Origin of the sequence: Myxococcus faecalis, from assembly GCF_050039385.1 — a bacterium.
GTDB lineage: Bacteria > Myxococcota > Myxococcia > Myxococcales > Myxococcaceae > Myxococcus > Myxococcus fulvus.
On record NZ_CP144336.1, the window covers coordinates 3742600 to 3756527 of the forward strand.

The window sequence follows — 13928 nt, forward strand, 5'->3', positions numbered from 1 at the left end:
GCATGCGCGCCCTGCTGCTCCTCGCCGTGCTCCTGGCCTCCTTCGCCCAGGCCCAGACGGCCCGTCCCTCGTCCCTGATTCCGAACTTCGACGACGCCCGCGACAAGGCCCCCGAACGCTCGTGCGACAAGGACTGGAGCGGCCGCGTCACCTGGGGACTCTGCACTCTCTCCCGGCAACCCGACGCGCTCTGGTTCCTCGAGAAGAACGACGCCCTCATTCGCGGCAGCTCGAAAGTCTGCGGCCAGGACCAGTCCATCAAGAGCCTCACCCTGTCGAGCTGCGGCAAGCCCGATGCCACCGTCGTCGACGCCACGCCCTGCGCCGCGCGGATCACCACCTGCCTGCATGAGCTCGGCACGGGCCTCATCGCCGTGGAGCACTACGACGTCGGCAACTCCACCACCTACGTGCGCGTCTACGACGTCCCCAACCGCAAGCGCCTCACCTCAGAGCAATGGACCAACGGCTGCACCTCCAGCGCCTGCTCCATGGGCGCCCTCCAGGACGTCGATGGCGATGGCCTCCCGGAAATCGTCTTCCGCCAGTCCCGCGAGCCCACCGCCCGCCCCGAGCGCATCCTCAAGTGGAGGGGCGCCTCCTTCCAGGACGTCGGCCGCTTCCTCTGGAAGGGCCAGCCCACCCAGGCCCGGTAGACTTCCCGACACTCGGAAGGTTGGCGACCCGTAACGTCGCCCACAAAGGCTCTTGCCGGGCCGCGCCTCCGGCACGACCTTTCACCTTCCATGACGACGGACCTCTCCCGCCTGCCCACCCGCGGGCCCCAGGGCGCCTTCCACGTCGTCGTCGAGTCGCCTCGCGGCTCGACGGTGAAGCTCAAGTACGACACCGCGCTCTCGGCCTTCTCGCTCTCACGTCCCCTCACCCGGGGACTGCGCTACCCCTTCGACTGGGGCTTCATCCCCTCCACCCTCGGCCCGGACGGCGACCCGCTCGATGCCATGGTGCTGTGGGACGACTCCACCTGGCCCGGCGTCGTGCTGCCCTGCCGCGCCCTCGGCGTCCTCCAGGTCGACCAGAAGAAGAAGGACGGCAAGCCCGGGGAGCGCGAGCGCAATGACCGCATCCTCGCCATCCCCACCCAGGCGCCCCGCGCCGAACAGCTGCGCACCTACCAGGACATCTCCAGCCGCGAGCGCGATGAGCTCGCGCACTTCTTCCTCACCGTCGTCCACTTCGCCGACAAGGACGCCCGAGTCCTCGGCTGGGAAGGCCCCGAGGCCGCCGAGCAGATGATTCGCACCTACGCCGCGAAGGGAGGCTAGGCCCCATGGCTCAACCCACGCCCATCCGAGGTCTCGGCCCCGACAGCGAGCTGGGACAGGCCGCGCGCCGCATCCTCGCCGGACGACTCGCCGATGTCCGCAAGCCGGAGTCCAAGCTCAACGGCACCATCGACGACGACGCCGTCCACGACATGCGCGTCGCCACCCGCAGGCTCCGTGCCGCCCTCCAGGTGTTCCGCCCGCTGGGTGGCCTGACGAAGCTGGAGCACGAGGTGAAGCGGCTCCAGGACGCGCTGGGCGACGTGAGGGACCTGCACGTCCAGGCTTCATGGCTCGAGGACGTCGCGAAGAAGGCGCGCCGGGAGAAGCCGGAGACCCGCAAGGGCATCGCCGCGCTGGGCAAGGCCCGGCTGTCCGGCCTGGAGGCGCGGGAGAAGCGACTGCGCTCGGAGCTCAAGCGTTGGTCGTCTCGCACCCTGCCTCGCATGCTGCGCAAGGTGGATGGGCTGGAGGATGACCATCGCTTCGGCGGGCGCCGCGTGAAGGAGCCCCTGCACTGGCGCGTGCGCCGCGTGCACAAGCGGATGAAGGTCTACATGGACGCGCCCGACGCCGTCTCCGCCCATGTGCTGCGCAAGGAATTGAAGAAGCTGCGCTACGAACTCGAGATCTTCCAGCCCGCCTTCCGACGGACGCTCGGCGCGATGACCGAGATGCTCGTCCCGCTCCAGGAAGGACTCGGCGAGCTGCACGACGCGGACGTCCGGCTGGAGGTCTTCGAGCGGCTCGCCGCGGGCGGCAAGCCCCAGGAGCGCAAGGCGGCTCGCGCCCTGCTCCCCCTCATCCGAGAAGGCCGCGCGAAGCGCTCCGCCGAGATTGCCCGTGAGCTCCAGCGCTGGCACGCCGAGGACATCCCCCGGCGGCTGCTCCAGGTCCTCTCGTAGCGCGTCGGGCGGGCTCAGGGAGCCGGGGCGTCGAAGAGGGCCTTCTGGATGGGCAGGGCCTCCTCCAGGTGTCCCTGCACCGCCTTGCGCTGCGCCGTCAGCGTCTGGCGCAGCGCCTCGTTGTCCGACTGGGACAGCAGCAGGGAGTCCATCAGCATCGCCGTGCGCGCATGGAGCGCGAGTTGCACGTCCATCAGCGCCAGGTCGAAGCGCGTCCCCTCCAACGAGTCCATCTCCGCCATCATGTGCTGGGCCTCCGCCATCAGCATCGAGGACAGCTCGCTGTCCGCGGGCCGGAGCCCCTGGTCCACGGCCAACAGGCCCAGTTCCTCGCGCGCCACGGTGTGCTCGGTGACCATCTTCACGCTGAAGTCCCGCACTGACGCGGTGGTCGCGCGAGACTGCCCGAGCGCCCCGAAGGCAACCTCGCTCTCGTTCGCGACCTGCACTACCCGGAGGATCTGCGCGTCCGTGAGCTCCACCGTCTGCGTGCTGAGCCCCGGCACTGGGCTCTCGCTCGACTCACTCATGCAGCCCACCGCGAACACCACCGCGCCCGCCAGCAGCGCGCCCATCCACCCTCTCACCCCGTGCATGTCCCCTCCCCGTTCTCCACCCAGGCTGGCGGAGGTTGGGGAGGGGCAGGTGCGAGCGGTATGGGCGCGGGAACCGTTGCCACTGTCCGACGGACGATAGGTGCCCGACCAGCGACGCTCAGCCGTCGCAATCCAAAGGACAGCTCTGGTGCGTCTCCGCACCGGTGCAATAGCCGTCACCGCACCCGTCAACCGGAGCGTCGCAGTCCACCGGGCAGCTCTGGGGCGTCTCCGCACCGAGGCACGCGCCGTCCCCGCACGTGTCCGTTGGAGGCTCGCAGTCCGCCGGACACGTCACCCAGTCCTCGCCGGAGCCACACTCCCCATCCTTCTTGCAGAGCGCGGGCTCCTGCGGTTCGTCCCACAGGGACGCGGCCTCGCTGGCGGTCGGCTCGAGGGCTTGCTCGACGGCTCCACCACAGCCCATCACCACGCCCAACCCCAGTGCTCCCAGGATGACGACGAGACGCTGCTTCATGATGAGACCTCCTCGGATGTTGTGAGGAGGCCTTTCGTATCACGAGGCGCTTTTCGACACCCCATCACCGGAGCGATGGGATTACTGCTGCGGTGTGGGTTGCGTGTCCTGGAGTGGGGTGCTGGAACCAGTGGGCCCACCTGGCGAGGTGGCCTCGATGCGCGTGGCGGTGGCCTCGCCTGACTCATCCATGGTGTACGCGGCGCGCACCTGGGCGCCCTCCGGGAGGTCCTCGGCGACCGACTGGATGCCATTCACCATCACCAGCGTCGAGGGGCTCACCGTCACGCGGAGCTGCGGCTCGCCGTTCTGGCTGAGCAGGACCTCGCTCTCGGAGGCTCGCACCACCTCCCCGGTGAACTGTTGTTCGGCGCCGAGCTGGGCCCCCGAGGACGCCGTGCCGCCCTGCCACGTCCCCGTGGACGGGACGGGGAGCATGACCATGGGCTGCTGGGGTTGCTGTGTGACCGTCCCAGTCTGCGGCTGGGTGCCGGTGGTTTCTGTCTGAGACTGTGTCTGGATGTCGGTGGAGGGCGCGGTAGCCACCGGCTGCTGCTGGGTGTCCGCGGTGGGCTGCTGTGGCTCCGCGGTGCCGAGAATCTGTTCCTGCTGCTGCCGTGCATCGAGTTGCTCGAGGGGTGAGAGCGGCTGGGGCGGCTCCTCGACCGGCTGCGAGGTTTGCGCCGAGCTGCTCGAATCGGTCGAGGGCAAGGTCTGCGATTCACCCGCCGCGGAGGAGCCTCCAATTCCCGGCTCCGTGGTGGACTGGGACGGGACCGACGAACTCGATGATGAGGTCTCCGAGCCCGTGCCACCGACCGCCGCCGCGCTGGACTGGCGCGCCTGCTGCTCCGCGCGCAGCTCGGCCTGCCGCTCCGCCGCGCGCTCCGCCTGCCTTTCAGACTCGAGATCGCTGGCGTCATCCGTCAGCGTCCCCGTGGCGCCAGCGCTCTGCTGGGCCTGTGCCTGCTGCTGCGCCTCACTGCCCTGCTGTCCCGCCTGTGTGGACTGCTGCTGCGCCTCCGAGCCTCCCGGTGCAGTCTGACCCGCTTGAGCCGCCTGTGCGGGCTGCTGCTGCGCCACTGCGCCTTGCTGTCCCGCCGCCTGCGCCTGTTGCCGTGTCGTCGGGTCCACCTGCCCCGCCTGCGTGGCCTGCTGCTGTGTCTGTCCCGCCTGTGCGGCTTGTTGCTGGGCTGCGGTGGCCTGCTGTCCCGCCTGCGTGGCCTGTTGCTGAGCCGCGGTGGCCTGCTGGCCCGCCTGCGTGGCCTGCCGCTGTGCCTCGGCCGCCTGCTGTCCCGCCTGTGCGGCCTGCTGCCGTGCATCCGCACCCGCCTGGGTGCCCTGCTGCGGCTCCGCCTGCCCCTGGCCCGACTGCCGTGCCTCCGCGGACTCGCGCTCGGCCCGGCCCTTCGCTTCGTCCAGCTCGCGCTGCTCCCGCTGGACGTCCTCGCGCGCCTGGGTGGCCTGCTGTTTCTGCTCGTCCTCCTGCGACGACTTCGACCGACATCCCGTGACGAGCAACGCGGCGCCCGCGGCCACCGCCCACTTCGCGCGGAGCTTCATGAGTCCTCCTGTCGTGACTGCCCGAACAAGAAACATGGGAAGTCATCGAACTCCGCCAACCCACGCCCTCTCCGGGCGGCCGCCCACTCGGCCGTCCTGCATCGGGCAGCCCACCTCACGACGCCCTACCCTTTCCGGGACTTTGGGGATAAGGGGCGCACCCCCATGCACGCCTGCGGACTCGACTTCGGAACCAGCAACACCGCGGCGGCCCTGCCCGACGGCACGGTGCTGTCCCTGCAACCCCACACCTCGGAGCCCCGGCTCTATCGCTCCGTCATGTTCTTCCCGGACGACGAGCGCGAGATCTACACGGGCGCCGACGCCATCAACCGCTACCTCGAGGACAACACCGGGCGCTTCATCCAGTCCGTGAAGTCCTTCCTCCACTCCAGCTCCTTCCGCGCCACCCAGGTCAAGGGCCGCACCTTCACCATCGAGGACCTGGTCGCCATCCTCCTGCGCCGCGTGCGCGAGGCCGCCGGCGCCCACATGGGCACGCCCCCGGAGGCCGTCATCCTCGGCCGCCCCGCCGTCTTCACGCCGGACCCGGACGCGGACGCCCTCGCCCAGAAGCGTCTGCAGCGCGCCGCCGAGCTCGCCGGCTTCCAGCACATCGAGTTCCTCATCGAGCCCATCGCCGCCGCGCTCGCCTACGAGGCCCAGCTCACCCGCGACGAGCTGGTCCTCGTGGCCGACTTCGGCGCCGGCACCACCGACCTCACCCTGATGCGCCTGGGCCCCTCGCGCCGGGGCGCCAAGGACCGCCGCCCGGACGTCGTCGGCTCCACCGGCGTGCGCATCGGCGGAGACCGCTTCGACGCCGAAATCATGCGCCACAAGCTCTTGCCCCGCTTCGGCGCCGGCTCCACGTACCGGGTGCGCGGCCTGAGCGACAAGCGCCTGCCCATTCCACAGCACATCATGGCCAAGCTGCTGTCCTGGCACGAGATGTCCTTCATCCGTGAGAAGTCCACCCAGGAGCTGCTCAACACGATGATGGAGACCAGCGACAAGCCGGCCGAAATCGAGGCCCTCCACGACCTGGTCGTCGACAACCTGGGCTACCGCCTCTTCCGCGCCATCGAGGCCGCCAAGGTGCGCCTGTCCCGCGACGACGTCGCCACCATCGACTTCGAGGAGGCCCGCATCAACCTCCACGAGCCCATCACCCGCGCCGAGTTCGACACCTTCAGCCAGCCGCTGCTCGACGAGCTGGAGCAGTGCACCCAGGGTCTGCTCTCACGCCACCCGGAGGCCGAGCACATCGACGCGGTGTTCCTCACCGGTGGCTCGTCGCAGATTCCCGCCGTGCGCCAGCTCTACGTGCGCCGCTTCGGCGAGGAGCGCGTGCGCACCGCGGACGCCTTCACCTCCGTCGCCGAGGGCCTCGGCCGAGCCTCCGCCACCCTGGGCTGAGCCCGCTCACTCGAGGTAGAGGATTTCGGGCCCCGACACCCGGAGCAGGACCTCTCCCGCGTGGTCGCCCTCCTTCAGGCGGCGGCCCCACCACGCGATGGCCGCGTCGACCTGTCCATAACCGACGACGTCGACCCAGGCCGCATGGGGCGCATGGCAGCCGGGCCGGGACACCGTGGTGACCCCACGCTCCGCCCCGGGCGCGCCAATCAACACGCCGGTGTTGCCGCGCTGCTCGATGGCCTCGGGCTCACCGTCGACCAGCGGCGCGAAGACCCGCGTCCCCTGCCCCGTGAGCACGAGGAGACGGTGGCCCGGGTACTCCTCCGGCCTGCACCACGCGACGGTGTAGCCATCCTGCGCGCCCATGCGCGTCTTCACCTGGTCGACCGTGCCCAGTGGCGCCCACACCTGGATGACGATGGCGCCCTTGCGATGCCCCTCCTGCATCCAGCGCCCCAGGTACGCGATGAGCGCATCCAGCACCTGGAAACTGGGAGCCACCAGCACCCTGTTGCCGGGCTCACACAGCCACACGAAGCCCGGCTCGCAGCGCTCGAACAGCCATCCCTGGTCGCGCAGGTAGTCGTAGTCGAGTCCCTCGACACGCGATAGCACCCGCTCGGGTCGCGCCGCCGAGGGGAGCTGGGACGCCATCATCACGGGATGTTCGATGCTCAGGCCGGGCGCGAGCCGCCGCTCCAGCGCGACATCACCCTGCCGCCGTGACGTCGTCGCCAGGGGCACCTCGCCCAGGCCCGTCACCACGACATCGCCCAGGTGTCCCTGGTGGCGAGCCGTCTGCAAGAAGCTCAGCGTCACCGAGTAGCCGACGTATCTCCCCGGCCGCGTCCGCACGTCGGACTCGCTCCCCAGGGGAGGCACCGGACGCACCGCGCGCGGGGCACACGCGCCCAGCACGAGCCCCGCAATCACACCCACGACCAGGAGCCTGTGTTCCATGGGCTCGGAGCATTCCCTCCGGAAGGCCCCGCACGCCAATCATGGAATCGGCATGGCTTTCCCGACAGCACCGCGCCGCCCGGAGACACCTGCTCCGGACGGCGCGAGGGACATCACTCCACCCAGGCGACGTTGCCCAGGCCCGCGGCGACCATGTCGCACACGTAGAAGATGTCGTCGTAGGGGTAGTCGTCGTAGACGCCGCGCGCGGGGATGCAGCGCGCCGTGGACGGCGACGGGGCGTTCAGGGACGCCGCCAGGTCACGGCAGCTCTGGTGGTCCGTCGGGCCCGAGCACTCCTCGGTGCACGAGTCCGCGCGAATCCAGTACGGGTTGTAGAGCGGGTACGAGTCCGCCTCCAGCCAGCACAGGCCCGAAGCACACTCGGAGTCATACTGACAGCCGCCGCCCGTGGCCGTCAGGCCCTGGGTCTGCTCCGTGGTCTCCGGCGTCGGCTCGGCCGGGGCCTGCTCCGGCGCCGCGTTGCTGCAGCCGAACAGCGAGAGCGACAGGATGGAAGCCGTCACTGCGAGGAAGTTCCGCATTCGATGCGCACCTTTCCAGGTGAGGGGGAGCGCACAACCAAGCATTCCCCGCGAACAGAGCCAAGGGGCCTTCTCGTAAATTCTTATTTACGGAGACAAAACAAGGTTTCCGTTGACTCGGGCTACATCGGCCACCTCGGAGCACTCCGAGGTGGCCGGAGGCCCGTGGCTAGCGGGCGCGGCGGGTGGCCTTGCCCTGCAGCTCGAGGAGGGTGTCCTCCACCGCGGCGCGCAGCTCCTGGATGATGGTGTCGAGGAAGGGGCGGCCCTCCAGGTCCTCGGTAATCCAGGGGTCCATGATGACGGAGCGCAGCACGGTGATGCGGCCCTCCTCGACGTCCTCGGGCGTGGGCGTGCCCAAGAGCCGCTCCTGGTAGTCGGCGAAGAACTTCTTGCCGTAGTCCGCCTCGATGAAGTCGGTGGTGCTCACCAGCAGCCGGTAGCCGTAGATGTCGCGGCCATCCGCCTTCACGCCGAGCCTGTCGTAGATGCCCCGGTTGAAGTCATTCGCCTTGGCGAGGCTGGGATTGAGCCCGTCCGCCGTCTGGAAGTTGAAGGCATACGTGAGGATGTTGAGGTCCGCGCCCATCTCTCGCAGCAGCTCCAGCTCCTCGGAGCGGGCGCTGGCGAGCAGCTCCTCGTGGCGCTTGTTGGAGAGCTGGTGTCGCAGCGTCTCCAGCGCCTTCTGCGTCCCGCCGTACTTCTTGCGCAGGTTCTCCGGCAGCTCGAAGCGCGGGCCGGGCACCACCCGGTAGCCGTCCGCCACCGCGTTCATCATCAGGAGGCGCGCGTGGAACAGCTTGCAGTTGTAGAGCGCCCTGCCCAGGATTTTGCCGTAGCCGCGCTGGTCGGGCGGCACGACGGCGTGGCTCAGGTACACACCCGCCGCGGCGGCGCCGGGCTTGGAGCCCTCGATGCCGTACTTGCCCACCGTGAGGTCCTCCTGGCTGCCCGCGGTGTTGATGTACGGCGCCTCGAAGGCCACGAGGCTGCGCATCGCCTGGTTGCGGTAGCACAGCGCGCCCGCGGGGTACGGCAGGTAGCCCGTCTTGTGCGGGTCCACGGTGATGGTGTCCGCCTCCGGCAGCGCCTCGAACTGCTTCATCGCGTAGGTGCTCAGCTGCAGCACCGGCGCCGGCGGCCCCGAGCGCGCCCCCTTGGGTCCGGGCGCCGGACGCAGGAGCGACGCGAAGTAGCCGCCCCACGCCGCGTCCGCGTGCACGCAGAAGGTCATGTCCAGCGGGTGGTACTTCTGCTTGCGCAGGCCCACCACCGACGCGAGCGGGTCCACCAGCCCCTCCTCCGTGGTGCCCATCACCGCCGTCACCGCGATGACCGGCCGCTTGTCCGCGCGGCACTGGTCCAGCCGCGACTCCAGCATCTCCATGTCCATGCGCCCGGCCTCGTCCAGCGGGACGCTGTACATGTGGTCCGCGCCCAGGCCGAGGATGGCCGCGGCCTTGGGCAGCGAGTAGTGCTTGGAGCCCGGCACCATGAACACCGGCGCCTTCACGTCGCCCAGGTGGCGCCGGGTGAACTCCACCAGGCCCAAATCCTGGAGCGTGTAGTCGGACAGCCGCGCCGTCAGCGTCTCCACCGGGATGCCGAACTGGTCCTGGATGCGCGTGGGCAACCCCAGCACCTCGTCCACCTCCAGGTTGAGCGCCTGCCACGCGTTCAGGTCCAGCAGCCGCGCCTTCGTGTCGGACGGCAGGGTGACCTCCAGCCCCTTCGCGGCGGCGAGCGCGGGCTCCTTGCTCAAGGCCTCGCGCAGGGACAGCGGGTAGAACTTGAGGTTCCGCGCGGCCCACATCGCCTCGATGTTGGCGGTGGTGCCGCCACACGTCAGGTGGCTCCAGGGGCGCACCTGCCCCTGCTCGGCGTAGCCCACCATGCGACACAGGTCCTCACCGACGCGGACCTCCAGCACCGTCGTCAGCGGTGAGGCCTCCAGCGCGACGTTGTTCTGGTTGTAGAGCATGGCCGCGAAGTAGCCCGCCATGCCCGGCAACGTCTGGTCCCACGTCATGTGGCCCTGGTAGCGCATGCTGAAGAACGGCGCGGACTTCTTCAGCTCGGCCAGCAGCGTGTCGAACTCCGTGTGCAGCGTGTCCAGCGCGCGCAGGTAGCCCGGGTCTCTCTTGATGCTCTGCGTGATGGCGGGCGGGTCCGTGGGGTGGAAGTTGCGGCGCCAGAAGGAGTGGTCCCTCAGGGCCTCCAACACCAGCTGCTCGAACAGCTCCGCGTTCTCCGCGCGCGGGCCCAGGAACCACGCCTCCACGTCGCGTCCGCCCGTGAGCGGCGACTCCTCCGCGCGCGCGGAATCCCAGGGGACCTCCCGGTGCACCAGCTGATTGCGGTCCAATCGCTCGCGCAACGCCTGCTTCAAGCTGTCGAGGGCACGACCGGCGTAGTCCGGTTGGGACTTGTTAGCCATGAGGGACGCTCCTTGCCGACGGGGAAGGACCGTGGCGCGGACGTGGGGCGCGCGCTGGGGGAGGGCCACGGTCCGCGCGAGACATACAGGACCCGTGTCCCGGCCCCATCACGCTCGTGACGTGGCGACAATTCCAGACAGTCCCACCGCCCTCCGGGGCCGGGAGCCGTTGACCCCTCCCTCAAAGGCAGACGGCCCGCTCGAAGGCGGGCCGCTTCCCCATCGACAGGTGCTCGACTACGGCCCCGCGTCCACCTCGCGGCTGAGCCAGCCCACGCCGCCACGACCGTCGCGCGCCACCACGTACACGGTGAGGCGCTGGGGCGTCTTGGGCGTCTCGTACTTCGACGTGGGGTCGCCCGGCTTGCCGTCCACCGGCTCCAGCGAGCGGAACTCCTTCACCTCGCCGTCACCCGTGACGAACCAGCTGTAGAAGACCTGCTCCGTCTCCGCGCCTTCCTCGCCGGTGAACACCTCCAGGCTGCCCTCGGTGAGCGTGGGGCGGAACACCACCTCCTGGTCCAAGGGCAGCGGCCCCACCAGCGGCGCGTCGTTCCACAGGATGTCCGCCACGCCCGGGTTGTGGTTCGGCTCGCGCGTCATGCGCACCAGCACCTGGCGCACGCCGCGCTCGCTGCCCTCGGGCGTGCCGGAGCCGTCCGTCGCCTCGTAGCCCACGAACAGGGGGATGCCCTTCTCCAGCGCCGCGCGCGTGCGCGGGTCGTCCGGGTTGGGCGTGGCGCCGCCGTTGGGGTTGGCGGCCTGGAGCGCCTGCCGCAGCACCGCCTGCACGTCGGGGTTCTGCAACGACAGGGTGCCGTCCGCCAGCGGCACGCCGTTCTCACCCGGGCAGCGGCCGTCGTACGGGTTGCCGGTGAGGCGGCACAGCGCATAGGTGACGGTGACGGGCCGCGCGTCCGGCGCCACCGCCAGCGCGGTGAAGGACGTGGGCCCGGGCAGGGCGCCCGTGTCCGGGTCCAGCACCAGCTCGGGCGGCTCGGCGCGGATGCCGAGCACCCGCACCCGGCGGATTTCACTCTGCAGCTCGAAGTCGGGGCCACACGCCAGCAGCGCCGCGGCCAGGGAGATGAAGACGCACGCGCGCATGGTCAGAAGCTCCCCTTGGCGCCGATGACGGGGAGGATGGGCAGTCCCTCGAAGTAGGCGCTCTGGGTGTAGTTGTAGTTGTAGGCGATGCCCTCCACCGCCGCGTTGTTGTAGACGTTCGTCAAATCCAGGTAGAGGTCCAGCGTCCACTTGTCGAAGATGAAGATCTTGTCGACGCGGACATCCAGCTGGTTGAAGGACGGCAGCCGCCGCGAGTTCACCCCCGCGAACAGCGGCAGGAACACGTCGGTGCCGTCGTCACGCACCGAGCCCACCACCGGCGTCGTCGGGTTGCCGGACGCGAAGCGGAACCTGGCGCCCACCTCCCAGCCCCTCGGCAGCTTGTAGGACGCAATCGCCGTCAGCACGTGCGTCTGGTCGTTGTCGAACAGGCGCCAGTTCGCCCCGGGAGCGTCCCGGCGCTCGCTCTTGCTGAGCGTGTATGCAATCCAGCCGAACAGGCGCTCCGTCAGCGCGCGGCGCACGAGCAACTCGAAGCCGTAGACCCGGCCGATGCCGCCGTTCTTCAGCCGCTCCGGCACCAGTTCTCCGTCGCGCTCCACCAGCGCGTCCGAGCGGCTGATGAGGTTGTCCAAGTCGTTGTAGAAGACCTCGCCGCTGACGAACCACTCCTGCACCGGCTGCCACTCCGCGCCCACGCCGTACTGGAGCGAGCGCTTCGCGGAGAGGTCCGGGTTGCCGAACGCGAGGCTGGGCTCATCCTGCACCGGAGGCCCGTGATACACGCCCGCGCCGCCCTTCAAGGTCAGCGTGTCCGTCAGCGCGTAGCGCACCGCCAGGCGCGGGTTGAGCGTGCGCTTGGCCTTCTTCTGGTCCGTGAAGACATACCCCTCGTACCGCACGCCCGGCACCACCAAGAGCCCCTTGAACGGACGCCAGCGCCCCTCAATCCAGAGCGAGGGGAAGTACTGGAGGAAGTCTCCGTCGGTGTCGAGCAGGTCCTCGGTGACGAGCGGGCTGGGCGGCTCCCCCTCGCGAGGCGGCCGCTGGATGCGCGCCTTGACGTTCGCGAAGCTGCTCGTCACGTCCACGCCACCCGCCAGGGTGAAGGGCTCCACCAGCGCGTACTCCGCCGTGGCGCGCAGGTTCAGGTCCGTGGAGGCGATGCGCAGGTTGCGCTCGCCAATCTCGAACTCCACCAGCGTGTTGCCCACCAGCGCGTGCGTGTCCAGCGTGAGCCGCTCGCCGCGGTACTGGTGACGCAGGCGCAGCTGGTTGAAGCCCGTCGTCACGTCCAGGTTGCCGTTGACGGACGGGTCGTCGTCCGACGGTCGGTCGAACACCAGCCCCAGCCGGTCCCGAGAGGTGATGCCCTGCAGCGTGAAGGTGTGGCGTGAAATCGGCTTCCACACCAGCTTGAGCTGCGCGTCGTAGTAGCGCGGCGCCACCTGGAGGCTCGGGCCGTCGTCGCCCTCCGGAATCACGCCCAGCACCAGGTCGATGTACGAGCGCCGGCCGCCGATGGCGAAGCCCAGCGTGTCGGTGATGGGCCCCTCGATGACCGCGTTGGACTCGATGAGGCTCACGCCCACGGTGCCGTGGATGCGGTCCATCTTCGGCTCGCGGCTGTTGACGTTGATGACGCCGCCGGTGATGTCGCCGTAGTACGAGGAGAAGTTGCCGGGCAGGTAGTCCAGCGACTCCAGGAGCTCGGAGTTGTAGACGCTGGTCAGGCCGCCGAAGTGGAACAGCAGGGGGATGCGCTGGCCGTCCAGGAAGACGCCGGACTCCTGGGGGCTGGTGCCGCGGATGACCAGGGCGCCGCCGTTGAAGGCCGGGCGCGCCACGCCGGGCAGGTTCTGCACCACCTTGAGCGTGTCGCCCTGGGTGCCGGGCACACGCTGCACCTCGGCCACCTGGAGCGTGGTGCTCGTCACCTCCTTGCGCTCACGGTCGCTGCGCACCACCGTCTCGAAGGGGCTGAAGATGCGCTTCTGCACGTAGTACGTGGCGCGCGTCTCGCGGCCCTCGGACACCGTCTCCCGCGTCTTGAAGCGGTCATAGCCGCCCTGCACCACCAGCACCTCGTGGGTGCCCAGCGGCACGCCCCGGAAGGAGAAGCGCCCCTCCGAGTCCGCCACGGTGGAGCGGTCCAGCTCCGGGAGCACCACCTCCGCGCCGTTGAGCGGCTTGCGCGTGCCGCGCTCCAGCGCCTGGCCGCTGAAGTTCACCGGGGCCTCGGGCTCCACGGTGCCACCGTCCGCGTCGGTGGGCGGGGCCACCGGCCGGAAGACGAACTGGTAGGCGTACTGGATGCGCACCGGGGAGGGGACGTTGTCGACCTCCGCGGGGGAGAACTCGAACTGCTTCACGGCCTCCACGGCGGCTTCGTCGAAGCCGTGGCCGGCGGGCTGGGTGATTTCGACATTCGTGACGGCGCCCGTCTCCGAGATGTCGATGAACATCACCACCGTGCCCTCGAGCTGCTGGGCGGCGGCTTCGGGTGGATAGGGCGCCTCGACCTGACGCAGCAGCTCGGGCGGTTTCGTCAACACGCCCGTGGGGACGCCCGCGTCGGGGTCGGCGACACCGCCGTCCGGAGCCTGTGCCCAGGCTCCGGCGGCGAGGCAGAAACACAAAACGGCCAGGAACGTTCTCATGGGGGGAA

The 13928-nt window shown here is 69.8% G+C and carries 12 protein-coding genes; 4 read left to right on the forward strand and 8 right to left on the reverse strand.

The genetic code is table 11. The features are described 5' to 3' along the window. The first annotated feature begins 2 nt into the window (after window positions 1-2). The 3 genes from VZQ01_RS14745 to VZQ01_RS14755 all read left to right on the forward strand — a co-directional run bounded on the left by VZQ01_RS14745 (window position 3) and on the right by VZQ01_RS14755 (window position 2191). Window positions 3-656 (forward strand): hypothetical protein, encoded by a 654-nt coding sequence (locus VZQ01_RS14745; protein ID WP_426748154.1) that lies wholly within the window; start codon window positions 3-5, stop codon window positions 654-656. A gap of 90 nt (window positions 657-746) precedes the next feature. After that, window positions 747-1286: an inorganic diphosphatase gene (locus VZQ01_RS14750; RefSeq protein ID WP_223745933.1), complete on the forward strand. Its 540-nt coding sequence runs from the start codon at window positions 747-749 to the stop codon at window positions 1284-1286. A 5-nt stretch (window positions 1287-1291) separates the two neighbouring features. Further along, entirely contained in the window at window positions 1292-2191 is a 900-nt protein-coding gene (locus tag VZQ01_RS14755; protein WP_426748155.1) for a CHAD domain-containing protein, read from the forward strand. Between the two features lie 14 nt (window positions 2192-2205). On the opposite strand, the gene VZQ01_RS14760 is transcribed toward VZQ01_RS14755, so the two are convergent. The 3 genes from VZQ01_RS14760 to VZQ01_RS14770 form a co-directional block, all read right to left on the reverse strand. Next, window positions 2206-2787 (reverse strand): DUF4142 domain-containing protein, encoded by a 582-nt coding sequence (locus tag VZQ01_RS14760; protein ID WP_426748156.1) that lies wholly within the window; start codon window positions 2785-2787, stop codon window positions 2206-2208. A 118-nt stretch (window positions 2788-2905) separates the two neighbouring features. Continuing rightward, entirely contained in the window at window positions 2906-3265 is a 360-nt protein-coding gene (locus tag VZQ01_RS14765; protein ID WP_426748157.1) for a hypothetical protein, read from the reverse strand. A gap of 81 nt (window positions 3266-3346) precedes the next feature. Then, window positions 3347-4828 (reverse strand): hypothetical protein, encoded by a 1482-nt coding sequence (locus VZQ01_RS14770; RefSeq protein ID WP_426748158.1) that lies wholly within the window; start codon window positions 4826-4828, stop codon window positions 3347-3349. Between the two features lie 165 nt (window positions 4829-4993). Between VZQ01_RS14770 and VZQ01_RS14775 the strand changes: the two genes are divergently transcribed. Beyond that, window positions 4994-6247 carry an Hsp70 family protein gene (locus tag VZQ01_RS14775; protein ID WP_426748159.1) on the forward strand — a complete coding sequence of 418 codons (1254 nt, stop codon included), beginning with the start codon at window positions 4994-4996 and terminating at the stop codon, window positions 6245-6247. A gap of 6 nt (window positions 6248-6253) precedes the next feature. Here VZQ01_RS14775 and VZQ01_RS14780 read toward each other — a convergent pair whose 3' ends face one another. The 5 genes from VZQ01_RS14780 to VZQ01_RS14800 form a co-directional block, all read right to left on the reverse strand. Beyond that, a complete protein-coding gene (locus tag VZQ01_RS14780) occupies window positions 6254-7210 on the reverse strand; it encodes a hypothetical protein (RefSeq protein ID WP_426748160.1) in 957 nt (318 codons plus the stop codon). A 113-nt stretch (window positions 7211-7323) separates the two neighbouring features. Next, window positions 7324-7755 (reverse strand): hypothetical protein, encoded by a 432-nt coding sequence (locus VZQ01_RS14785; protein ID WP_223745926.1) that lies wholly within the window; start codon window positions 7753-7755, stop codon window positions 7324-7326. A gap of 169 nt (window positions 7756-7924) precedes the next feature. After that, a complete protein-coding gene (locus VZQ01_RS14790) occupies window positions 7925-10192 on the reverse strand; it encodes a pyridoxal phosphate-dependent decarboxylase family protein (protein WP_426748162.1) in 2268 nt (755 codons plus the stop codon). A gap of 237 nt (window positions 10193-10429) precedes the next feature. After that, window positions 10430-11299, reverse strand: a complete 870-nt coding sequence (locus VZQ01_RS14795) for a hypothetical protein (RefSeq protein ID WP_426748163.1) — start codon at window positions 11297-11299, stop codon at window positions 10430-10432. A gap of 2 nt (window positions 11300-11301) precedes the next feature. Beyond that, window positions 11302-13920, reverse strand: coding sequence for a TonB-dependent receptor (locus tag VZQ01_RS14800; protein ID WP_426748164.1), 2619 nt, complete (start codon window positions 13918-13920; stop codon window positions 11302-11304). Window positions 13921-13928: the final 8 nt, after the last annotated feature.

Bases quoted from the DNA above. Each gene is read 5' to 3' on its own strand.
- VZQ01_RS14750 (WP_223745933.1), top strand. From the start codon at position 747: ATGACGACGGACCTCTCCCGCCTGCCCACCCGCGGGCCCCAGGGCGCC.
- VZQ01_RS14755 (WP_426748155.1), top strand. From the start codon at position 1,292: ATGGCTCAACCCACGCCCATCCGAGGTCTCGGCCCCGACAGCGAGCTG.
- VZQ01_RS14745 (WP_426748154.1), top strand. From the start codon at position 3: ATGCGCGCCCTGCTGCTCCTCGCCGTGCTCCTGGCCTCCTTCGCCCAG.
- VZQ01_RS14775 (WP_426748159.1), top strand. From the start codon at position 4,994: ATGCACGCCTGCGGACTCGACTTCGGAACCAGCAACACCGCGGCGGCC.
- VZQ01_RS14790 (WP_426748162.1), bottom strand. From the start codon at position 10,192: ATGGCTAACAAGTCCCAACCGGACTACGCCGGTCGTGCCCTCGACAGC.
- VZQ01_RS14760 (WP_426748156.1), bottom strand. From the start codon at position 2,787: ATGCACGGGGTGAGAGGGTGGATGGGCGCGCTGCTGGCGGGCGCGGTG.
- VZQ01_RS14770 (WP_426748158.1), bottom strand. From the start codon at position 4,828: ATGAAGCTCCGCGCGAAGTGGGCGGTGGCCGCGGGCGCCGCGTTGCTC.
- VZQ01_RS14800 (WP_426748164.1), bottom strand. From the start codon at position 13,920: ATGAGAACGTTCCTGGCCGTTTTGTGTTTCTGCCTCGCCGCCGGAGCC.
- VZQ01_RS14795 (WP_426748163.1), bottom strand. From the start codon at position 11,299: ATGCGCGCGTGCGTCTTCATCTCCCTGGCCGCGGCGCTGCTGGCGTGT.
- VZQ01_RS14780 (WP_426748160.1), bottom strand. From the start codon at position 7,210: ATGGAACACAGGCTCCTGGTCGTGGGTGTGATTGCGGGGCTCGTGCTG.
- VZQ01_RS14785 (WP_223745926.1), bottom strand. From the start codon at position 7,755: ATGCGGAACTTCCTCGCAGTGACGGCTTCCATCCTGTCGCTCTCGCTG.
- VZQ01_RS14765 (WP_426748157.1), bottom strand. From the start codon at position 3,265: ATGAAGCAGCGTCTCGTCGTCATCCTGGGAGCACTGGGGTTGGGCGTG.